The organism is Moraxella macacae 0408225, assembly GCF_000320365.1.
Taxonomy (GTDB): domain Bacteria; phylum Pseudomonadota; class Gammaproteobacteria; order Pseudomonadales; family Moraxellaceae; genus Faucicola; species Faucicola macacae.
The window spans coordinates 288179-311356 of record NZ_ANIN01000002.1; the positions used below are offsets into that span (position 1 = coordinate 288179).

Here is a 23178-nt window from a genome sequence, read left to right on the forward strand (position 1 = left end):
ATACCGCTTACAATAGAGAGTATTTTTATGTATGACTATTGGTTTTAAGTGCTTGTTAAAACATACTGGTTAAAAATTTGGAAGAAAATTATGCGAAATTTAGCGACTATTGCCCTTGTCCCTTTGGCGATCGTAACAACTTCTGCTCGGGCGGATTTTACGGTTGCAAATATTGAATTTAATGGCTTGATTCGCCTGTCAGCTGATAGCTTATACCGAGTGGTTGCTGTAGAATCAGGTGATATAGCGACCGATAGCAATATCGCTAAGAGTATTAAAGCCTTATATGAAACGGGTAATTTTTTGGACATCAAGGCCAAAAAAGTTGGCAATAATTTGGTTTTTGACGTGGTGGAGCGACCTGTTATTGCCGATGTCAGTTTTGAGGGCAACAAATTAATTCCAAAAGAAGCCTTACAAGAGGGTTTGAAACAAATTGGGATTAGTAGTGGCAATGTGTTAAAACAAGCCACGCTCGAACAAATCCAAAACGAGCTAAAACAACAATATAACCAACAAGGTTATTATAATAGCGATGTTACAGTTACAAGAACCGATCTTGGTAACAATCGCGTGGCATTAAAATTTAATTTTGTTGAGGGAAAACCTGCACGCGTTGTTGAGATTAGCGTGTTTGGCAATCAGCAGTTTAGTGATGAAGCCATCAAAGATGCGATGAATATTAAAGAAACATCGTGGAAAAATATCATCAGCAAATCAGATCGGTATGCCAAAGAAAAACTAAACGCAAGTTTAGAAAGCGTAACAGCAATGTACCAAAACGCAGGTTATGTAAAATTTAATATTGAGAATGCGGTTTTGAACATCAGTCCTGAAAAAGACAAAGTTTATATCGAAATTAGTGTAGACGAGGGTGATAAATATCAATTTGGACAAGTGAACTTTTTAGGTAAGCCCAATTATGAATTGGATAAGCTAAAACAACAAGTAACCTTTGAGGCAGGCGAGCAGTATTCGCAACGCCAAATCACCAAAACCTTACAGAATTTTAATGTGCTGTATGGCAATGACGGTTATTATTTTGCCCAAATTCGCCCTGTGCCACGCATTGATGATGAAAAACGCGTGGTAGATATGGACTTTTTTATCGATCCGGTGCGGCCTGTGTATGTGCGTCGTATCAATTTTACTGGCAATACCAAAACCGCCGATGAAGTATTGCGTCGCGAAATGCGCCAATTGGAGGGAGCGTTGGCATCTAACGAAAAAATCGAGCTGTCGCGCGCAAGACTTATGAGAACCGGGTTTTTTAAAACCGTGAATGTTGAGGTTAAGCCCATTGACAATACGCCTGATCAAGTAGATGTAAACATTGCAGTAGAAGAGCAACCATCAGGCAGTAGTACCATTGCAGCCGGTTATTCACAAAGTGGCGGCTTGACTTTTCAAGCAGGGCTAAGCCAGTCTAATTTTATGGGGACGGGCAATCGGGTGAATCTTCAATTGTCGCGTTCTGAAACTTTAGATAACTATAGTATTGGAGTAACCAATCCGTATTTTACCCCAGACGGTATTTCACAAAGTGCCAATGTTTACTGGCGCAAAACCAAATATGACGATAAAAATATCTCCAACTATGTTACCGACTCGCTTGGTGGTACGCTTGGTTACAGTTATCCGATTGATGAAAATAAAAGTCTAAGTGCAAGTATTAGTGCGGATAAAACCACGATTAAAGGTGGTCGTAATTTGGCGGTAGCAAATTACAAATATTTGGCGGATAAAGGAAGATTGTCAACCACTTTATTGGGTGGCAAAATTCCAAGTTTTGCAGCAAGTTTTAAAACTTACAACTTAAACTTAGGTTGGGGTATGAACACGCTTGATCGTGGACAATTTCCAACCAAGGGCATGTCGCATAACGTGGATTTAAGCCTTGCTTTTGGTGATACAGCTTATCAACGCTTGGTATATCAAGGCAACTATTATTATCCATTTGTCAAAAATACCGTGTTGCGTGGTTATACAAAACTTGGCTATGGCAATAATTTACCATTTTGGGAAAACTTTTATGCAGGCGGTTATGGTTCGGTGCGTGGTTATGAAAACTATACATTAGGGCCAAGCAGTAACCGTTATCAATTTGCCAGTAATGACAAATATCCAGAAGAAATTGGCGGTAATGCATTGGCACAAGTGGGGGCGGAGCTGATTTTGCCAATGCCCTTTAAAGGTGATTGGGCAAGTCAGGTGCGTCCTGTGTTATTTTTAGAGGGCGCTCAAGTATTTGACACCACCGATCGCCATAAACAAACTGTAACCGTAGATGGTAAAACCGTGCCACTGCTTAACAAAAAAGACAATGACATGCGTTTTAGTGCAGGGGTAGGGGCAACGTGGGTTACGCCGATTGGGCCAATCTCGCTTAGCTATGCCAAACCGCTTAACAAAAAAGATGGTGATAAAATCGACCAAGTACAATTTGAAATTGGGCGTTTATTCTAAAATTTGTTCTAGAATAATTAAAAAAGTAAAATAAGTTAAAAAAGATGGGTTAGTTAATTAAATTAATTAGCCTATTTTTTTGGCTCTTTTTGGCAAAAATATAAACAATAAGTTATAAACTCTCATAAAATAGCCTAAGTAATTAAAATCTCACCATCAACCTAATAAATGTAAAAAAATGTAAAACAAAACCAAAACTCCAACTATTATTTAAAAAATAACCATCAAAAAATAGCCTAAGCAAAAAATATCTCCAAAAATTAATTCATACAAACACAACCAACAATTGAATTTAAATAAATTATCCTTATTGTATTACTATAGTTACCACATTGAGAAAAAATACATTGAGAAAAATATGTCATCATTACCAAATTTAAGCAAAACAGAAAAAGTCATACAGTCTAATAACACGCTAAATCAAAATATTTTAAATCAAGATTTGATTATATATAACCATGCAACTTATGCACTAACAATGTTTGGTTATTTTACCGCAGGCATAGTGTGGATTCTTCCAATTATTATGAACTATGCCAAACGTGATGAAGCTCGTCATACTTGGTTGTACAGTCATTTTGATTGGCAGATTAAGACTTTTTGGTATGGTGTGTTTTTTGGTGGGATTGGGCTTGTGCTGATGGTGTTTGGTTTTAGCGTGTCGTTTATTGGCATGGTGGTGGATAATCATGCGTTATTTGGTGGTAGTGGGCTTGTGGGTGTTGTTGGTGGATTGATGTTTGTGGCGGTATTGATTTGGCATTTTTACCGTACGGTGCGTGGTTGGATAGCACTGAATAATCGTAAGGCTGTTCCTTAAACGCTTTAAATTTCTGCTTTAAATTTCTTAAACAATTTCTTAAATTCACCCTTGAAAATTTAAACTTTAAATTTGATGGCGTTTTTAGTGTATTTTATTGGTAACTCTTGCTATAATAGTTGGTTTATTGTTTGCCTAGAATATTTGTTAAAAAATTTTAAAAAATTTGTGAGATTGTGCTGTTATGTATGCTTTGCTTCGTCCGATTCTGTTAAATACCGATCCTGAAAAAGCCCACGAAATCACTTTATCGTTGCTGGAAAAATCACAAAAAATTGGTGCAACAAGTTTGTTGTATGAACAATTAGAATTGCCAACTGCGTGCATGGGATTAAATTTTCGAAATCCAATTGGTCTTGCAGCAGGGCTTGATAAAAACGGTGAATATATAGATGCGTTATCAGCATTGGGTTTTGGTTATTTGGAAATTGGTACGGTTACTCCAAAACCACAAGAGGGCAATCCAAAACCGCGGTTATTTCGTATTGAAAAAGAAAAAGCCATTATTAATCGCATGGGTTTTAACAACAAAGGTGTTGATTATCTGGTTGAACAAGTCAAAAACAGTCATTATTCGGGAATTTTAGGGATTAATATTGGTAAAAATGCCAGTACACCAGTAGAAAATGCCCTTGATGATTATCTGTATTGTCTTGAACGCGTATACCCATTTGCATCGTACATTACGGTGAATATTTCATCGCCCAATACCAAAAATTTGCGTGATTTACAAAGTGGTGATGCCTTAACCCATTTGTTAGATGGATTAAAGAATAGACACAGTCAGCTTGCCAATCAACATCAATATTATGTACCGTTGGTGCTAAAAGTAGCACCTGATTTAGATGAAGAACAGATTGATTTTATTGCCAAAGAATTGGTGAATTTTGACATTGATGGCTTAATTACCACCAATACCACTTTAAGTCGTGATGGTGTGCAAGATTATCCAACAGCCAAAGAAACTGGCGGATTGTCAGGCAGTCCGCTTTCGGTATTAAGCACTCAAGTGCTAAATCAATTTGCTGAAAGATTGCCTGAAACGGTAGCGTTAATCGGTGTTGGTGGAATTGACAGCGGTCAACGGGCGGTCAATAAATTAGAAGCAGGGGCATCGCTTGTACAGTTATACAGTGGGTTGATTTATGAAGGCCCTGGGTTAATTTATGATTGTGTAGAATCAATTGAGCAACATCGTTTAAAATATAGTCAGGCTTAAAATTAAGTTAACTAAAATTAAGTTAACAACACTAAATTTAAATAGTGCTAAAACAACAGATTAAAAAGTAATGACAGATTAAAAAAGTGGATAATACTTTGGCAATTTTAGATGTTTTAATTTTAATCAGTTTGGTCATGGGTCTTTGGCAAGGCTTTTCAGCAGGTTTGTTAAAATCACTGGTTGGTTTATTTGGTTGGTTATTTGCACTGATTTTTGCGACATATTTTGCCAAACCTTTGGCACCAATGTTGGCAGGGTTGTTTGAAACGCCTGTATTAACGCCTGTATTAACCTTACTTGCGGCGTTTATTTTGGTGGCGTTGTTTTTATTGGTTGGATTGCATTTAATCTTATGGGTCATGAGTCATACCTTAAAAAAATTAAAATTAAGCATTTTGGATAAATTGGCAGGGGCATTTTTTGGCGTTGGTAAGAATTTTTTGATAATTTTGTTGTTATTAAGCATGATTGCACCGTTTATCCAGCAAACAAAATTTTTCAACAATACCATAATTGCCAAGCAACTGTTGCCTTTGACTCCGTTTGCAGTGGATTTATCCAAAAAAATTGCCAATGAAGTAAAAAATAACAGCCAACAAGGTTTTGAACATTTAGACAAAATTGGTCAAGATCTTGAAAATCAATAGCAAAGATTTTAACAGCAAAGAAAGTTTTTTAGTCAATCGTGTTTTAGTCAAATTTAGGGGGTTTTATGTGTGGAGTTGTTGGAATTGCAGGGCATGGTCCTGTTAATCAAATGCTATACGATGCGTTAACCATGTTACAACATCGTGGACAAGATGCTGCAGGAATTGTTACTTGTCAGGATAATCGCTTATTTTTGCGAAAAGAAAATGGCATGGTAAGAGATGTGTTTATGAATCAACATATGTTGCGTTTGGTGGGCAATCAAGGCATTGGGCATGTGCGTTATCCAACCGCAGGCACATCAAGCTCCGCGGAAGCCCAGCCGTTTTATGTGAATTCTCCGTATGGCATTACATTGGCACACAATGGCAATTTAACCAATGCTGAGGCAATTGCCAACTCATTATTTCGTGAAGATATGCGTCATATTAATACCGATTCGGATTCGGAGGTGTTGCTTAATGTATTGGCCCACGAAATGCAAAAAATCGGTAAACAGCACCCAGAACCTTGCGATATTTTTTCGGCGGTAACGAAAGTTTATCAACGCATTGAAGGGGCTTATGCTGTGGTTGCGATGATTACAGGTTATGGTATTTTGGCATTTCGCGATCCAAATGGCATTCGTCCGCTGATTTATGGACAACGCCTTGCTGAAGACGGTGGTTTTGAATACATGGTGGCCTCTGAGTCGGTGGCATTAACTGCGGCAGGCTTTAGCATTGTGCGTGATGTTAAACCGGGCGAGGCAATTTTTATTAATCAAAACAATGAGTTATTTACACATCAATGTATTGAAAGTAACGATTTTACGCCTTGTATTTTTGAGTATGTGTATTTTGCCCGCCCAGATTCGATCATGGATAATATTTCGGTTTACAAAGCCAGAATGCGAATGGGTGAAACCTTGGCACAAAAAATTTTGAGTGAATGGGGTGAAAACCATGCAATTGATGTGGTAATTCCAATTCCTGATACATCGCGCACAGCAGCAATGGAATTGGCTCAACAATTGGGTGTAAAATACCGTGAGGGTTTTATGAAAAATCGTTACATTGGACGCACTTTTATTATGCCAGGGCAACAGCAACGCAAAAAATCCGTACGTCAAAAACTCTCGGCTGTGCCACTGGAATTTAAAAACAAAAATGTGTTGCTTGTAGACGATTCTATTGTGCGTGGCACAACGTGTAATGAAATTATCCAAATGGCAAGAGATGCAGGTGCAAAAAATGTGTTTTTTGCCAGTGCCGCCCCTCCTGTCAAATTTCCAAATGTATACGGTATTGACATGCCTGCCAAAAGCGAACTGATAGCATCAGGGCATTCAGTAGAAGAAGTGCGCCAAATCATTGGTGCGGATCGCTTAATTTTTCAAGATTTAAATGATTTGATTGAAGCGGTCAGTGATACCAAATATAGCAGTGTCAAACAGTTTGATTGTTCGGTGTTTGATGGCAAATATATTGCAGGCGGTATTGATGAAAATTATCTCAATGCTTTACAAAAAAAACGCAGTGATATGGCAAAACTCAAAAAAGCAGGCGTGCAAATAATTGCTGACACGCCTGTGGATATGGTGGGTGTTGAACCTGAAGTACTGTAATTTCTAAAGTGCTATAAATTCTAAAGTACTGTAAATAAAGCAGTTATAAACCAAAAGGCTTTGTTAACAAAGCCTTGTTTATTGCTCTTATTTGTTGCGTGCGGTTGCGTGCGTTTGACTTGCCAAAGCAGTTATGAACAAAATTGGTTTAAAATTTGCTTGGTTTTAGATTTGTTTTGTGCCAAAAATCTTATCACCTGCATCGCCCAAACCTGGCACGATATAGCCATATTCGTTTAGATGACTGTCTAATGCAGCGGTGAAAATCGTTACATCAGGGTGGGCTTTATTTACCATTTCTACGCCGTAAGGAGCAGCGACAAGAACCAAGGCTTTGATATTTTTACAGCCGTGTTTTTTAAGCATGTCAATGGTGGCTACCATACTACCGCCCGTTGCGAGCATTGGATCAAGAATCAAAGCAGGGCGACGGTGAATGTCTTTGACAAATTTTTCAAAAAAAGGCACAGGTTCAAGGGTTTCTTCATCGCGCTGTAAACCAACCACGGAAATTTTAGCCGTTGGTATCATATCCAGCACACCATCTAGCATACCAAGCCCCGCCCGTAAAATTGGCACAACGGTTACGGTTTTGCCCTTGATTTGAATCCCCTCAATCTCATCGCCTTGCCAACCTTGCATAACAAAAGTTTCGGTTGCAAAATCACGGCTTGCTTCGTATGCCATCAGGCGAGCAAGTTCCTTGGTTAATGTGCGAAATTTGTAGGTGCTACAATTTGCCTCGCGCATTAGGCTAAGTTTATGTTGAATCAGTGGGTGATCAATGACGGTGATTTGCATGGCATTCTCTTTATTTTTGTAGATTTTTGGTTAAAAATTTATGACACAAAACATAATTTTTTATGATCTGTTTTTCGTTGCCTATTTTAACCAATTTTAATCAAAAAAACTATTTTTAATAAAAACTATCTAAAATAAAACTATCTAAAATAAAAGACAGACCAAAAGTTTGCCTTTTATTTAAAGCCATCTTTTAATCCAACAATGCGATTAAACACCAAATGCTCTTTGCTAAAATCTTGGCAATCCGCGACAAAAAACCCTTCGCGTTCAAATTGAAACCGATCGCCAGGGCTTGCATGCAAAAGCGACGGCTCAACAACTGCATTGACGGTTGTTAGAGAATTTGGATTAATTTCTTGTGCCAAATTTTCAAGATCAACTTTAGCCGGATCTTCTTGATTAAATAATTGTTCGTATAAACGCACGGTTGCAGGTATGCCACAGCTTGCCGATACCCAATGTATCACGCCTTTTACCTTGCGTCCTTCTGGGTTATTGCCTAGGGTTTTTGGATCGATCGTGGCAATTAATTCTACCACTTCACCGTTATCATCGGTGATCGCTTGTTCTATTTTTAAAACATAACTGTTGCGTAAACGAATCTCGCTATTTGTGGGTGATAAGCGTTTATAACCGTTTGGCGGATTTTGATTGTAATCGTTTTTGTCAATAAAAATCGTCGCGGTAAATGGAATGTCGCGCATGCCTTGGCTTTCGTCATGACTGTTTTTTGGTTGGGTTAGCCAAAGTATGTTGTTATCCTTATCCAAACGGGTTTTTACCGTGGGTTTTTTTAGAATTTCAACCTTAGCTACTGCTTCATTAAAATTAACAATGGTTACTTTTAAAGGGTTTAACACTGCCATTGCTCGGTTTGTTGTGTCTTCTAAGGCGTTGCGAATACTAAATTCTAACAAGTTAAAATCTACCACGCCATCGGCTTTACTAACGCCCACGCGATCGCAAAAATCCAAAAGCCCCTGTGGCGTATAACCGCGACGACGCATGCCTGCAATGGTTGGCATACGCGGATCGTCCCAACCTGTTACCAAATTGTCATCTACAAGTTTTTTGAGTTTGCGCTTGCTGGTTAAAATGTGATTGACATTAAGGCGAGCAAATTCGTACTGATGCGGCTGTTTTTTAAAGCCGATTTTTTCAATCACCCAATCATAAAAAGGGCGGTGATCTTCAAATTCCAAGGTACACACAGAATGGGTAACGCCTTCGATCGCATCGGATAAAGGGTGGGCGTAATCATACATCGGATAAATACACCAAGCGTCGCCTGTTTGGTGATGACTTGAGTGCATGACGCGGTAAATCACAGGATCGCGCAGGTTCATATTTGGACTGGCCATGTCAATTTTGGCACGAAGCACCGCCTCACCATTGTTAAATTTACCATTTTTCATGTCATCAAAACGGGCTAAATTTTCTGCCACACTTGCATCACGATAGGGTGAATTTTTACCCACTTTAGCAAAATTGCCACGATTTTCGCGGATTTGCTCGGGTGTTTGTAAATCAACATAGGCATCGCCTTGCTCTATCAATTGAACCGCCCATTGGTATAATTGTGCAAAATAATTAGACGCATAATGCACATCACCTGCCCAATCAAAACCAAGCCAACGCACATCGTCTTTAATGTTGTCAACATATTCTTGATCTTCAGCATTTGGATTGGTATCATCAAAACGCAAGTTGCACAAACCACCAAATTCTTTTGCCAAACCAAAATTTAAACAAATGGATTTAACATGACCCAAATGCAAATAACCGTTTGGCTCTGGCGGAAAGCGTGTTACAATTTTTTCATGTTTGTTATTTGCCAAATCATCACGCACAATGGTGCGAATAAAATCGTTTTTTTCGGTATTTTCAGTTGGGTTAGTCATACATGATTCCGTAAATTTATCAATTGGCTATAATCAATTGGTTATAAAAGATTAAACCTTGTATTTTAACAGCTTTTGTCAAGTTTTAACAAGCAAAAATTTTAACAAGCAAAATTCATGCATCAAAAACTTTTTGTAAAACTTTTTGTAAAATGTTTGTCATTTGGCTTGATAAATAAAAATTTGCCTTTATTATAAAAATGTTTTTATGTTTTTAAAACAATTTCACAATCATTTTTCACAATCATTATTGAATAAATTTATTATTGAATAAATTGAACAAACTGGAGAAATTTATGGATATGCCATACGTTGAATTTGAAACCACTATGGGCAACATTGTGATTGAACTGGATCGCGAAAAAGCCCCAAAAACCGTTGAGAATTTTATCAATTACGTCAATGAAGGTCATTATAACGGTACGATTTTTCACCGCGTGATCGATGGCTTTATGATTCAAGGTGGTGGTATGGATGCCAATATGAATGAAAAATCAACCCACGCTCCAATCCAAAACGAAGCAAACAACGGCCTAAAAAACGAAGTTGGTACAATTGCAATGGCACGCACATCTGATCCACATTCTGCAACCGCCCAGTTTTTTATCAATGTCAAAGACAACAGTTTTTTAAACCACTCAAGTCCAACCATGCAGGGGTGGGGCTATGCCGTATTCGGTAAGGTAACTGATGGTATGGACGTGGTTAACAAAATCAAAGGCGTACCAACGGGTAAATATGGTTTTCATGCCGATGTTCCAAGCACGCCAATCGTGATTACAAACGCCAAGGTTATCAATCGGGCACCTGAAAAATAACCAAAACCATCATCAAGGTATGCAAAATTTTGTCAATTTTTGCCAAAAAAATCAAGCAAATATAAACACTGTATTTATCAGCGATTTACATTTGCCAATTGATAAGCCTGTTACTGATAATTTATTGGGACAGGCTTTTTTGGGGCTTTTGGATAAATTGTTGCTGTTGCCAAACTTACAAAACTTGTATATTTTGGGGGATTGGTTTGATGCATGGCTTGGTGATGATGTGGCACAAACCTTTGATTTTCAGCAAAATTTTGCCAAGATGCTACAAAAATTAACCCAGTTAAGCCAAAAAAATTGCCAAATTTTGGTGATGATAGGCAATCGTGATTTTTTACTGGGGCAAGGGTTTTGTGATATGTTTGGAGCAAAATTAATCAAGGAGCCGTATTGTATTAATCTTAAGCAACCAAACACCCAACGAAAAGTTCGTTTAGAACACGGTGATAAGTTATGCACAGATGATAAAAATTACCAACGTTTTGCCAAAATTATCCAAAATCCGCTTAGCAAACAGTTGTTGTTAAGTTTATCACAAGCAAAACGACAACAAATTGCCCATAAGTTACGCCAAAAAAGCCGATCAGATACCGCTAAAAAACCCGTGTCTATTATGGACGTTAATGCCGATGCGGTAAATAAGGTTTTGGCATCGGTGGATATTTTATTGCACGGACATACGCATCGCCCAAAGTTACACCTTGATGCATTTGGTAAAAAAAAGCGTTTGGTGCTTGGTGATTGGCGAGTGATTGACAAGCATGTAGAAGCTGTGATAGCGGTAATGCAAAGGGTAACTGTACAAAATTGTCAACCAAACGACCAAATTGATCTGATACAATTTACGTATTAGCTTTTACTTAGCTTTATTTTGGTAAATTGGATTTTCTACCAAACTTAAATTTTCCACCAAACAATGCAACAATACTGTAGCAAAACTGCCTGTTGGCAACACAAAATCCAATGTTAGCACATCACAATCAAGCCACTGCCAACTCATACACTTAGGAATGACGCGCAAAGGGCGACGCTGTTGTTTTAACCCAAAACTTGCCAAACCTTTGGCTAAAATTTGATAAGTGGGGCTGCTGTCAATCACTGTTTGTTCAAGTTTGGCCACATCAGCAAAACTTTGTAGCTTGCCAAAACCCCACATTGCACCTGTTAAATGAATATCACCACTTAATAGGCGTTCTTGTAGCTTGTCATCAATCGCATCGGGGATAAAAATGCTTTGACTGCCCGCCAAATTCATCACATCACCCAAATGAGCGGTTTGCCAAGTGTTTAACACAACGCGTTTTGCTAAAATTGCATTAAACAACTCACTGCGAGCAGATGACAGATACAGTCCAAATTTTTGACCAAGTTTTGCTTTTGTTGGCTTATCGGTTTTAAGCTCAAGTTCGGTTTTAAATAAGTGTAACGCTTTTAGTAAATTTTGTTGTTCGTGTCCAAAACGCTGCTCTCCAAAATAATTAGGCACACCTTGGGTTTTAATTGACAACAGTTGCTTGTCTAAAGCACTTTTGTCTGCATGAACTTGTCTAAGCGTGATGATAAATCGATTGCCCTCGTGCGTGCTGCGATTGAGTTTTTTGTTATGCCAAATAAGGTTTAACACATCAACTTGTTCATTGGCTAATAAATGCACAGCAAAAAATTCAGCCAGTGGCTTGGTTGGCATGCTTTTTTTAGGCAAGCGCAAACTAAACCACTGGGTTGTGATGGCATGACGATCTTTTAAGCCTGAAAAACCGATGTCTTTTTTGGCAATATCCGCCCATTTTGCCAATAATTTAACCAAATGTTCGGTGTTTAAATTGGTTTTTTTCAGTTGTAACCACAAGTGTTCACCGTGATTGGCAAAATCAAGGCTTAATTGCTCATGCACAATAAAATCTTGCGGTGTTTGTTTGTAGATCGCATGATGAATGCTCGGTTTATAAGGGTTTGCCAAGTTTAGCATTTTTTAACCACATTTTTTAACCAACACCGAACCGATAGAATAACCTGCACCAAAAGAGCAAATCACGCCAATATCACCTGGTTTCATGTTTTCTTGGTGGCGATGAAAGGCAATCATCGGACTTGCAGAACTGGTATTGCCAAACTCAGCGATCACAGTTGGAGCAAGTGATTTATCAGCATCTTTACCCAAAACCGTGCGTAAAATCAAATCAAGCATGTTGCTATTGGCTTGATGCAACCAAAGTTTTTTAACCGATTGTGGCTCAATGTGATTTTCGGCCAAATGTTCGCTAATCAGATTTGACACAGCAGGGCAAACCTCGCGAAATACTTTTCTTCCCTCTTGTGCAAACAATTTATCACTCACAGGTTCGTTAATATCAGGGTATAAGTCAGATTGTTCGGCCAAAAATTCGGCACGATCCAAAAAGCCAAGTTCATTTCTGATGTTGGTAGAAAATTTTGTCCAAAGTTTGCTGTTTAATATTTCATAACCTTTTGGTTCGTCGGTTTGTTCAATGATGGTTGCCATTGCCACATCACCAAAAATAAAGTGGCTGTCGCGGTTTCGCCAGTTTAAGTGTGCCGAGGTAACCTCAATGTTTAACATAGCAATGCGTTTGGCCATGCCTGATTGAATAGATCCTACGGCTTGGGCAATACCAAACGTTGCGGCACTACAAGCAACATTCATGTCATAACCAAAACCACCTTGCATGCCAATAGCATGTTGCACTTCAATGGCAATTGCAGGGTAGGCGCGCTGAAAATTAGAGCTTGCCACAACAATTGCATCCAAATCTTGAGCGGTAAGGCCTGCGTTATCAAGGGCTTGGCTTAAGGCTTTAACCCCCATTTCTGCCATCACCGACAATTCTTCACCAAGTTTGCGTTTTGGGATAACCGGCGTCATAATATTTGGATCTAAAATGCCTTGTTTGTCAAAAACATAACGCGATTTTATGCCTGATGCTTTTTCAATAAACTCACTGGTGGAGTATTGTAGGGCAACTTTTTCCCCTAAGGCGATGGCTTCGGCATTGTCATGGTTATAATTGTCCACATATTGGTTAAAACTTGCCACCAATTCATCATTGCTGATACTAAACGGCGGTGTGTATAAACCTGTGGCGGTGATACAAATTGGCATGGTAATTCCTTATTTTGTTATAAAACCTGTGTAATAAAACTTGTGATTAGATTTTTTTGGTGAAACTTTTTGCTTAAACAATCCTTTTTGCTTAAACAATCGTTAAAAATAAACATTGGCGTATTATGCCTGTTTTTTGCCAGTTTTGCCAATTTTGTTACAAAATATTTCAAAAATCCATACAGCCGGTTTGCAGGTTGCATGGGTTTTTGTTTTTAAGCGGCTTTTAAGCTGTTGTTATAATAAGCTATTTTTATAATAAGCTATTTTTATAAATTGGGCGGTTTATTTTGATGGGTTTAGTTTTAAAGGATTGGTTTGAGTATCATCAGCGACAACCACATAAGTTTTTGCCAATTTATCGTGCAGGCTTTGACGGTTATTGTTCATAAAAATTGCGATAAAATCTACCAATAAAAACACAAAACCAACAGGAGACATTAGATAAACCACCAAGGGAAAAATACCGCGTAGTACAATTAGGTTTAAAAAACTTGGCATGGCGTTACTTTTTAAGTCAAGCACGCGAATACCCATGGCTATTTTACCAAGGGTTTGCCCGCGTTTTGTCAATAACAGCATCTGGAGAAACAAAATCCCCCATACCAAAACATTGGTTAACACCAAAATATGGTGTGGCACAGTCGCTAACAACTCGCTTTGTTGGGCGGAGGTTAATTGGGTTGCTCCTGATTCGGCAATTTTTTTGAGTTTTTCAAACATTGGACTGTTGATAATTGCAATTGTTAGTGGCAATGCAGCTAATATCAACACGCCAACATCAATCAACTTTGCCAAAATCCGACTGCCTACAGAGGCTAAGACAAGCTGTTTGTTGCCATGAGCAATGTCCATACCGCGATTGCTTCGATCGCTTTTGCCAAACAACCTTGGGGTTTGTTTTGAAGTTTGGGTTTTTTCGTGGTTTTTGTGTGGGTTGTTGGCGTTGTATTTATCCCATACGCTGTCTTGGGGTTTTTTGTTTGGGTTTGCTTCGTTAGCTGTAGGGCGGTTGTTAATGATATGAGATTCTTCATTGTCAAGCGGTGTGTAATGGGTTTGCCCTTGTAGTGTGGTTGCTACGCTTTGCCATGTTGTCATGCCATCATGCCACATTAAATCGGTTGGCAAAAGTTGATCGGTTGCCAAAATTTGGTTAAATTGTTCAAGGGTGTAAGGTCCTGCTTGGATATTATTACGAGCCAAATAAATTTGCATGAAAATCCTAAATGTACTGGTTGTATCAAAAAGTTATGAAAAATACCAAATAATATTTAATATTAAGGTATTTTTGACATCTTGTAAAGACGATGGTTAAATTTTTGCCAAAACGCACATAAACACGCAACGAAGCATTAAAAGAAAATACTTAAAAAGAAAATACTTAACGTAAAACCATACAAAATCTTTTGTAAATGAGGTTAAATTTTGTTATGCTAATTTGTTATGCTAAAATGCAACAAATGCTAACAGGCAGATGTTTAAGCAAAAACGCATTTAAGGTTTAATTTTGTCATGACAATAGGGGTGATTATGAGTTATTTTGGTACAGACGGCATTCGGGGTAAGTTTGGTGAATTTCCCATTTATCCAGAGTTTTTGTTAAAACTTGGGTTTGCCACAGGGCAAGTGTTAATGGCGCATACCCAGCATGTCAGTCATCGCCCTAATGTTGTGATTGGCAAAGACACGCGCCTGTCAGGTTATGTGATTGAGGCTTGTTTGCAAGCAGGGTTTAACGCAGCAGGCGTAGATGTGCATATGCTTGGGGTTATTCCCACGCCTGCCATTGCTCATTTAACGCGTTCGTTTCATGCTGATGCTGGGGTTGTGATTTCTGCAAGCCACAATCCGTTTTATGACAATGGGGTAAAATTTTTTTCACGCGATGGCAAAAAATTATCCGACGCCCTACAAAATGCCATTAACCAAAAGTTAGCAGAACTTGATGGACAACCTTATCAAATAGACGGCTTAAACCTGGGGCGTCATTATAGAATTGATGATGCCAAAGGGCGTTATATTGAATTTTGTAAGGGCAGTTTTCCGTATCAATTAAGCCTTGAGGGTTTAACAATTGTTGTGGATTGTGCCAATGGGGCAGGGTATGGGGTTGCACCGCGCGTTTTGCGTGAACTTGGGGCAAAAGTGATTGCAATTGGCAATGAACCTAATGGCATTAATATCAATGACAACATTGGTTCAACACACATTGAGACCTTGCAAAAGGCTGTCATAGAACATAAGGCGGATTTGGGTTTTGCCCTTGATGGCGATGGCGATCGCATTATTATGGTAGATGAAAATGGACAAGCAGTAGACGGTGATGCAATTTTGTATATTTTGGCAACTCAAGCCGATCATAAAACCACAGGCGTTGTTGGCACACTGATGAGCAACATGGGCTTGCAGTTAACCTTGGAAAAACACGGCATTGATTTTGTACGTACCAATGTGGGCGATCGTTATGTGATGCAAGCCCTTGATAAGCACGGTTGGCAATTGGGTGGTGAACCGTCCGGGCATATTTTAACCCTTGATAAAGCATGCACAGGCGATGCCATTGTTGCAGGGCTACAGGTGCTTTCTGTGATAGCCAAAACAGGCAAATCACTTGCAACTTTAACCCAAGGGCTTAGCGTGTTGCCACAAAAACTTGTCAACGTAAAACTTAGTCAAAAACAAGATCCTTATGCCAATCCAATTTTAGCCACACAATTTCAAAAAGCCCAAGAAAAATTGGCAGGACGTGGACGTTTGTTAATCCGCCAATCAGGCACAGAAGCGTTAATCCGCGTTATGGTAGAAAGCGATGATGACATTGAATGCGATACACTTGCGTGTGAATTAGCCGATGCCATTAAAACCCAATTGGATTAATTTGGTTAATTGGATTAAAGCACTTAAGGATTAAAGCACTTAACATTTTAAAGGTAAGTCATGAAAAAACACATTGTCATTCCAGCTCGCCTAAAAAGCACTCGCCTGCCTAACAAGCCTTTATTGCATATTCACGGTAAGCCGATGATTTTATGGGTGATTGATCGTGCTTGTGCTGTGCAACAAGCTGGCATAGCCGATGATATTTTTGTGGCAACCGATGATGACAGCATAGCTAAAGTTTGTCGTGAATATTGTCAATCCCACGCCTGCGACACAAAAACTTCCGTCAACATCGTTATGACCGATCCCAATCATGCGTCAGGCACAGATCGTTTGGCTCAAGTTGCTTTACAGCAGGCATGGGCGGATCATGACATCGTGATTAACATGCAAGGTGATGAACCGTTAATACCAATCAAACTTATTGCTCAAGTTACCAACTTGTTGCTGCACAAAACCGATTGCGTGATGGCAACCCTTGCTGAACCGATTGTAACGTTTGAGGAATTTTATCGCTCATCGGTGGTAAAAGTGGTAAAAAACCAACACAACGAGGCTTTGTATTTTAGTCGCTCACCCATTCCATGCGATCGCAATGCTCTGCCAACAAATTTGCCAACCGATACACCGCCAAATCCTACCGATACCCCCATCAATGCTTTAAGGCATTTAGGCTTATATGCTTATAAGGTTGCCTTATTGCACCAATTTGCTCAATGGCAACAAGGTCAACTTGAGTGTTTGGAGGGGCTTGAACAATTGCGCGTGATAGAACATGGGCATAAAATTGCCCTTGATATTGCTTGTGCGATGTTGCCTTGTGGCGTAGACACGCAATGTGATTTGGATAGGCTAAACGCAATGGATTTATCGGCATTTGTTGATTAGCTATTTGTTAATTAACTATTTGTTGACAAAAGCCGTTTTCATAACAGTTTTAAAGGATAAATTTAGGAGTAAAAAATGCCTGTTGGAAATGTCAATTTAAGCAAACTTTTGCCAATTAAAGGCATAAAAATCGGAGTTACTGAGGCTCATATTCGCTACCCAAATCGCAAAGATCTGACCGTGTTTGAAATTTGCCAACATGCAAGCGTGGCTGTGGTAACCACGCAAAATCAGTTTTGTGCAAGTCCTGTTAAACTTGTGCGTGAATTTATCAAAACTGACACGCCACGTTATTTGCTCATTAATACAGGCAATGCCAACGCAGGGACAGGAAAAGACGGCGATATGCGTGCCTTGGCAACTTGTCAAGCACTTGCCAATAAAACTGGGGTAAAGCCAAGTCAAGTGTTGCCTTATTCTACAGGAGTGATAGGTGAAACCTTGCCTAGTGATAAAATCATTGCAGGGCTTGACAAGCTGTTGGCAAATTTGACACACAGTCAAGCACAAGACAACTGGCTAAATTGTGCTTACAGCATCATGACCACAGACACCATACCAAAAGGGCATTCTGAAACGGTAACGATAGATGACATAACTTACACCGTAACAGGCGTTAGCAAAGGGGCAGGCATGATACGCCCCAACATGGCAACCATGCTTGGTTTTGTGGCAACCGATGCCAACATTGATAAAAATTTATTACAAGACATGTTAATAAAAATTGTTAATAAAACCTTTAATCGCATTAGTGTTGACGGTGATACCTCCACCAACGATTGCTGCACATTGATTGCCACAGGGCAAGTGGGCGATCTGATTGACAGTGAAAATCACGCCCATTATATGCCAATTTACCAAGCAATTTACAAGGTGATGTTAACCATTGCCACGCTTATTGTGCGTGATGGCGAGGGGGCAACCAAATTTATCACAGTGAAAGTTACCGGCGGAAAAAATACCGCAGATTGCACCAAAATTGCTTATAGCATTGCCCATTCACCGCTTGTCAAAACCGCTTTTTTTGCCTCCGATCCAAATTGGGGGCGGATTTTGGCGGCCGCTGGCTATGCAGGGGTTGATTTTGATCAGTCTAAGGTAAGCGTGGCACTTGACGAGGTTAAAATTTGTGAACGTGGCGGATTGGCGGACGGTTATACCGAACCATTGGGTCTTGAGGTGATGACAAGGCCTGAAATTACCATTCATATTGATTTGGGCTGTGGGGGGGGGCAAGTGATACAGTGTATACTTGTGATTTATCATACGATTATGTAAAAATCAATGCCGATTATCGAAGCTAGTTTTTTATCAAAGTTTTTATAATGCTTGGGCGTAACTTGGCTAAATTGCTTGATACGCCCAATTGCATGAATTGTATTTAAGAAAATTTAAAACTGCCGGTAGAGTAACTCACTTACCGAACGCTGACTGATAAAGCCGTCCGCTGCTTGATTGTTTTGATTGTTGGCTAATTGCCACTGCCAAAATGCCATACGCGTGTTATTGCCTAAAATACCATCAATGCCTTTGGTGTCATAACCAAGCGAGGTTAAACGCTCTTGCAATTGATGCACTTGATAGCCTGACAGTGGCTGTTCATAACGCGGAAAATCTGCTTGCAAGCCACTTTTGCCAATAATTTGTTTTGCCAACAAACTTACGCCTAAGGCATAATTAGATGAATTGTTATACACGCGAATGGCATCAAAATTGCGCGTGGTGAGTAGGGCAGGGCCGTTACTTCCAGCTGGCAACCAAAGCTGCGCCGATTCATGACTGGGTAACGCATGGCCATGAATACTGTATAAACCAAGTGCTTGCCACTGGGCGATGGTTTTTTTACTGTTTAATTGGCGATAATCAAAATTAGCCGGTAAACGCACCTCATAAAACGGATTTAAGCCACGCACCCACCCTGCATTTGCCAAATAACTGGCTGTTGATGTTAGGGCATCGGCTTGGTTAAAAGGGCTTTTATAACCATCGTTATCACCATCTACGCTTTCATCAAGCCATGTTTGTGGGATAAACTGGGTGTGTCCCATACCGCCCGCCCACGATCCTTGTAACTGAAAACTTTGCAAATCACCGCGTTGGAGCAATGTTACCAAAGCGATCAATTGATTTTCAGCAAAATCTTGGCGTCTGCCATCGTATGCCAAGGTTGCCAAACTGTCTACCAAGGAAGCCTTGCCCATGCCTTGCCCAAAAGATGACTCCATGCCCCAAATTGCAGTAATGATTGAAGCTGGCACGCCGTAGCGACTTTCAGCTTGTAGCAATATATCACGGTGATTGGCATATTGACGCTTGCCTTGATTGATACGATTTAACGATACCGCACTGTCTATATATTCCCACGGCATTTTGACAAATTCGGCTTGATTGCGATCAAAACTTACCACACGCTCGTTATAAGTGGCATTTGCCAACAGATTTTCAAGCACATAATGATTAACGCCACTAGCCTTGGCACGTTTGATAAAATCCATTTTCCAATCATAAAAACTGTGATAGCGTGGTTTTATGCTGTTTTGTTTTGTGTTGCTTGGCTGTGTTGTGTTGTTTGGTATGCCAACGTCATGCCTAAAAGTGGTGTTTTTTTGTGGGGCGGATTTTGGTGTTTGGATTGGTGGCTGTAGCACTGTTTGGGGCATTGTTTGGCGTGGCGGTATCGGTGATTGTGTTGGTTGCTGTGTTGGTGGTTGTGGCGTAACCGTGCAAGATGCCACAAATAAAGCCGTGGTGCTTAAACTTAAGATTTTTGAGTTTAAGGTTTTGGTAAAAGTTTGGGTAAATACGTTTTGAATGAGTGCATGACGCATTTTTATTGTCCATTATTGATACAAAAAATTAATACAAAAATAAAAAGTAAAAAATAAAAAGTATAAAAACAGCGTTATTGTAACAAAAAACTAAGACCAAAAGCTAAAATTTTTTAACTTTTGGCATAACTTTTGACATAATAAAGTCAACAATCTAAGAAAGTCTAAGAAAGTTAAAAAGATTGAGTTAAAAAGACGATAAACTTATCCATTTTCCTTCGTGTAAAAAGTTGTTGCGATCTTTGGTTTGCTCATAAAAATCCAGCGGAGCAACAGGCAAGTTTAACATAGCAACCGATGATTTGGCCTTGTCAGAAATTGGCAAACCGTATAGATTAAACACATCTTTTAGATCTTTGCCTGTGATTTTTGAAGAGAGCATGTATACCAATTCAGGCGTGTTAAAATGGTTGTCATTGTATGCACCAAGTCCGTATTTGGCTTTTTCTGTCGCGCTTGCTTTTTTCATATCAAGGCGTTTCACCAAACGATCGGCGGTATTCAGTAAGCGAAAAAATTCAAAAACGCCTTGGCTGTCAGGTAAGGCTTTGTTTTGTTTGTGTTTGGTATACAACATGGCAAGTTGCATGGTAAACGCTTGTTTGGCATTTGGATTGGTATAGCCGTCGCCAGACCATAAGCGTTTTTCCATATCTTTACGCAAGGCCTCGCCTGTTTTGCCTGTGTTTTTGCTTTCTTGAATTTGTTTTAACAAAATCCAATGGGCAAAATTAGCCCCATTATTGTTTTGTTTGTACAATTCGTTTTTGCGCAACATGCTTAACCCTGCAAGAATGTTGTTGTCGCATTCTACACCACAACCAATTGTTTTGCCGGTTTCACTGGATTTAAAAGTCATAGACAACACGCGTTGCACAGTGTTATGCCCCAGTTCATGCACCCAACCCCAACCTGTGTCAACCCCAGGATAAGCATCAATGGGTTGCCCTGAACACAAATAGCCACAACGGGCAATAAAACCTACCATATGCTGAATTTTTGGTGGATTGTGAATGTTGCTGGTACAATCCCAACCAAGCTGATTGCAATAGGCTTGCGTAGAGGCATCAATTGGCATGTTGTTGTAGCCATTGGCAATGTGATTGCTGTCAAATATCACCGTTTTGATTTGTTCGTTGTATTGTTGCGGGGTGCGACTACCCATAACTTTTAACGCTTTGCTGTTAAGCTGTTGAATTTCACCGCCGATCATTTTAACCGTGCTCCAACCAAATAAATTTTGGCGTAATGCGTGTGAAGCTTCGTCAATTTCGGCTTGATTCATCGGTTTTGTAAAGTCAAAATGGGCGTATTTTGCCACACCTTTTAATTTTAAGGTTACCGTTTGTCCTGCGTTGGCATTGTTATAATTTAACATCAACACCCCACCAAATGGGCTGTTAAAATTGCTAGCTTTGGTGCTAATTGGCACGGTAATGCTGTTGGGTTTTGCAGGGCGGCTGTATTTGCTGCTGTTTTGTTCTTGCACCGAGCGTAAGTAGCCGGTTTGAACGTTTAAATTGGCACCATTGGCATCAACAACTTGAATTTGGGCGGTTTTACCAGGTATAATTGCCCGTCCAATCGCAGTAATGCCACTGCCTTGAGTTAAAGTCAAGGTCATGGTTTCCCAGTCATCAGACACTGCCAAATCATTGGCGGTTTTTGGCATATAATCACCCGCCCCTGCACTTGGTGCAACACTCATGTTTCGTTTATAATCCACCCATTTATCTGCAATTAAAGTGGTAAGCGTGCGACGATATAAGGCTTCGTTGTTTGTGTCAAAACCATCGTATACCGCAGTTTTTCGAAAACCATCTGCAAGCAATGCCAAATTTTTGCCGATACGGCTGTTTTGGCTGTTTTGGCTAAAAACTGAATTGTCGGTTTGATTGTATTGATTAAAGAAACGCTGCACTTGATCAATGCTGTTTTTGGCTTGATTGTAACTGTTTTTGTCAAAATTGTTTAACTGTGCATTGTCTAAACGCGTTAATAAATCCATCAAAGGGGCTAATTTTTCACCATGTTTTAGCACATTGTCTAAGTGATTGGCTGCCGATGAAGTCAAATTTTGGGTTTTTGCCCAATAATTGCCTGCATAACCTTGCAAATCAATGCCATATTGACGTACAAAGTTGTCGCGTCCGTCGTTGTTTGACCACCAACCGCCGTTGACATATAACAGTGGTTTTTTGGCGGTTTGATAGCGTTCAAACAAACGTTGTAGCAAAATTTGATCCATAACTTTGGTATGACTGCTGCCAATGAGTAACAGATCGGCTTGTTGCCAACAGTGGCTATCTTCTTTAAACAAATCACAACTTAGCAAAGTTGGCGTAATATTATAGGTAGTTTTAAAATAATTGTTAATTTTTTTTGAATCATAGCCTGCATAGGCGATGGTAAGTTTTTGCTTTTGCTTTAAATCGGTGTTGGCATTGCCTGAAATTAGCCAATTAATACCGCGTTTTAATATGGGTGCATGTTCTTTGTGGCTTTTGTCAATTTTAGCTAAAATATCAAGGCTATAACCCAAAAAACGGGCATCATTTTTAATTGACAAACTGCTAATTGGCACGCCGCTATCACTGGTTAACACATTGCGACTAACAAACGGATCGGCTGCTTGTAAAGTGTTGCTGTCATTGATGCCTTGAAATTGTAAATTTAACGTTTTGCCGTTATCGGTTAAGATGGATTTTACAAGATTGTCAAGCTGATTTTGCTGTATTTTAATTGCTTGGATAAGCTGTTGTCGTAAAACGCGTTCATCGCTTGCCCAATTTGCTACGATATCACTGCTGTCGCCTGATTGTTGAGCATTGGCAATGCGTATTTCAGATGGGGTAAGGTTGTTTTGGTTTTTTTTAGGCGTATTTGTGGTGTTACTGTTGCTGATATTATTGTTACTGGTGTTATTGTTGGCAGGATTGTGCTTAGATGAAGCTTGCGATCCGATCTGATTGGCGGGCGTGGGATTGTTTTGGTTTTTGGTTTGAGGGCTAGAATCTTGGCTTGAGCCAGAACCGCCACACGCACTCAACAAAAGCGTGCTAATAACGGCTAATGACAGTGGTTTAAACTTAGACAGTGGTTTAATTGCCGAAAAAGAAAGTATTGCCGAAAAAGAAAGTTGTAACATAATTGCCTCGTTAAAGTTA

Annotated in this window: 16 protein-coding genes and 1 pseudogene; 10 read left to right on the forward strand and 7 right to left on the reverse strand. The window is 39.5% G+C overall.

Annotated features, from left to right (window positions below):
• Positions 1–90 precede the first annotated feature (90 nt).
• The 5 genes from bamA (at position 91) to purF (ending at position 6762) form a co-directional block, all read left to right on the forward strand.
• Positions 91–2466: an outer membrane protein assembly factor BamA gene (gene bamA, locus MOMA_RS06825; RefSeq protein ID WP_009501783.1), complete on the forward strand. Its 2376-nt coding sequence runs from the start codon at positions 91–93 to the stop codon at positions 2464–2466.
• Between the two features lie 358 nt (positions 2467–2824).
• Positions 2825–3286: a DUF4870 family protein gene (locus MOMA_RS06830; protein WP_009501784.1), complete on the forward strand. Its 462-nt coding sequence runs from the start codon at positions 2825–2827 to the stop codon at positions 3284–3286.
• A gap of 184 nt (positions 3287–3470) precedes the next feature.
• Entirely contained in the window at positions 3471–4505 is a 1035-nt protein-coding gene (locus MOMA_RS06835) for a quinone-dependent dihydroorotate dehydrogenase (protein WP_009501785.1), read from the forward strand.
• A gap of 98 nt (positions 4506–4603) precedes the next feature.
• Positions 4604–5155, forward strand: coding sequence for a CvpA family protein (locus MOMA_RS06840; RefSeq protein ID WP_009501787.1), 552 nt, complete (start codon positions 4604–4606; stop codon positions 5153–5155).
• Positions 5156–5220: 65 nt separating this feature from the next.
• The gene (gene purF / locus MOMA_RS06845) at positions 5221–6762 is read left to right on the forward strand and encodes an amidophosphoribosyltransferase (RefSeq protein ID WP_009501789.1); all 1542 of its coding nucleotides are present in this window, start codon (positions 5221–5223) and stop codon (positions 6760–6762) included.
• A 165-nt stretch (positions 6763–6927) separates the two neighbouring features.
• On the opposite strand, the gene upp is transcribed toward purF, so the two are convergent.
• Entirely contained in the window at positions 6928–7563 is a 636-nt protein-coding gene (gene upp, locus MOMA_RS06850; protein ID WP_009501790.1) for a uracil phosphoribosyltransferase, read from the reverse strand.
• A gap of 176 nt (positions 7564–7739) precedes the next feature.
• Positions 7740–9467 carry a glutamine--tRNA ligase/YqeY domain fusion protein gene (locus MOMA_RS06855; protein WP_009501792.1) on the reverse strand — a complete coding sequence of 576 codons (1728 nt, stop codon included), beginning with the start codon at positions 9465–9467 and terminating at the stop codon, positions 7740–7742.
• 296 nt (positions 9468–9763) lie between these two features.
• Between MOMA_RS06855 and MOMA_RS06860 the strand changes: the two genes are divergently transcribed.
• The gene (locus tag MOMA_RS06860) at positions 9764–10285 is read left to right on the forward strand and encodes a peptidylprolyl isomerase (protein ID WP_009501793.1); all 522 of its coding nucleotides are present in this window, start codon (positions 9764–9766) and stop codon (positions 10283–10285) included.
• A gap of 19 nt (positions 10286–10304) precedes the next feature.
• A complete protein-coding gene (locus tag MOMA_RS06865) occupies positions 10305–11144 on the forward strand; it encodes a UDP-2,3-diacylglucosamine diphosphatase (protein ID WP_009501794.1) in 840 nt (279 codons plus the stop codon).
• Between the two features lie 3 nt (positions 11145–11147).
• On the opposite strand, the gene truD is transcribed toward MOMA_RS06865, so the two are convergent.
• The 3 genes from truD to MOMA_RS06885 all read right to left on the reverse strand — a co-directional run bounded on the left by truD (position 11148) and on the right by MOMA_RS06885 (position 14630).
• Positions 11148–12260, reverse strand: a complete 1113-nt coding sequence (gene truD / locus MOMA_RS06870) for a tRNA pseudouridine(13) synthase TruD (protein ID WP_009501795.1) — start codon at positions 12258–12260, stop codon at positions 11148–11150.
• Positions 12261–12263: 3 nt separating this feature from the next.
• On the reverse strand, positions 12264–13412 hold the full coding sequence (locus MOMA_RS06875; RefSeq protein ID WP_009501796.1) for a beta-ketoacyl-ACP synthase III: 1149 nt from the start codon (positions 13410–13412) through the stop codon (positions 12264–12266).
• 285 nt (positions 13413–13697) lie between these two features.
• Positions 13698–14630 (reverse strand): RDD family protein, encoded by a 933-nt coding sequence (locus MOMA_RS06885; RefSeq protein WP_009501798.1) that lies wholly within the window; start codon positions 14628–14630, stop codon positions 13698–13700.
• A gap of 315 nt (positions 14631–14945) precedes the next feature.
• On the opposite strand from MOMA_RS06885, the gene glmM reads away from it, so the two are divergent.
• The 3 genes and pseudogenes from glmM to argJ all read left to right on the forward strand — a co-directional run bounded on the left by glmM (position 14946) and on the right by argJ (position 18487).
• Positions 14946–16292: a phosphoglucosamine mutase gene (gene glmM / locus MOMA_RS06890; RefSeq protein ID WP_009501799.1), complete on the forward strand. Its 1347-nt coding sequence runs from the start codon at positions 14946–14948 to the stop codon at positions 16290–16292.
• A 60-nt stretch (positions 16293–16352) separates the two neighbouring features.
• Positions 16353–17183, forward strand: coding sequence for a 3-deoxy-manno-octulosonate cytidylyltransferase (gene kdsB, locus MOMA_RS06895; RefSeq protein WP_009501800.1), 831 nt, complete (start codon positions 16353–16355; stop codon positions 17181–17183).
• A gap of 75 nt (positions 17184–17258) precedes the next feature.
• Positions 17259–18487: pseudogene (gene argJ, locus MOMA_RS06900) on the forward strand (bifunctional glutamate N-acetyltransferase/amino-acid acetyltransferase ArgJ).
• Positions 18488–18574: 87 nt separating this feature from the next.
• Here argJ and MOMA_RS06905 read toward each other — a convergent pair.
• Together MOMA_RS06905 and MOMA_RS06910 are read right to left on the reverse strand one after the other, a co-directional pair.
• Complete coding sequence (locus MOMA_RS06905) at positions 18575–20011, reverse strand: lytic murein transglycosylase (RefSeq protein ID WP_009501803.1); 1437 nt, start codon at positions 20009–20011, stop codon at positions 18575–18577.
• A gap of 187 nt (positions 20012–20198) precedes the next feature.
• On the reverse strand, positions 20199–23159 hold the full coding sequence (locus MOMA_RS06910) for an ImpA family metalloprotease (RefSeq protein WP_009501804.1): 2961 nt from the start codon (positions 23157–23159) through the stop codon (positions 20199–20201).
• Between the last annotated feature and the right edge of the window lie 19 nt (positions 23160–23178).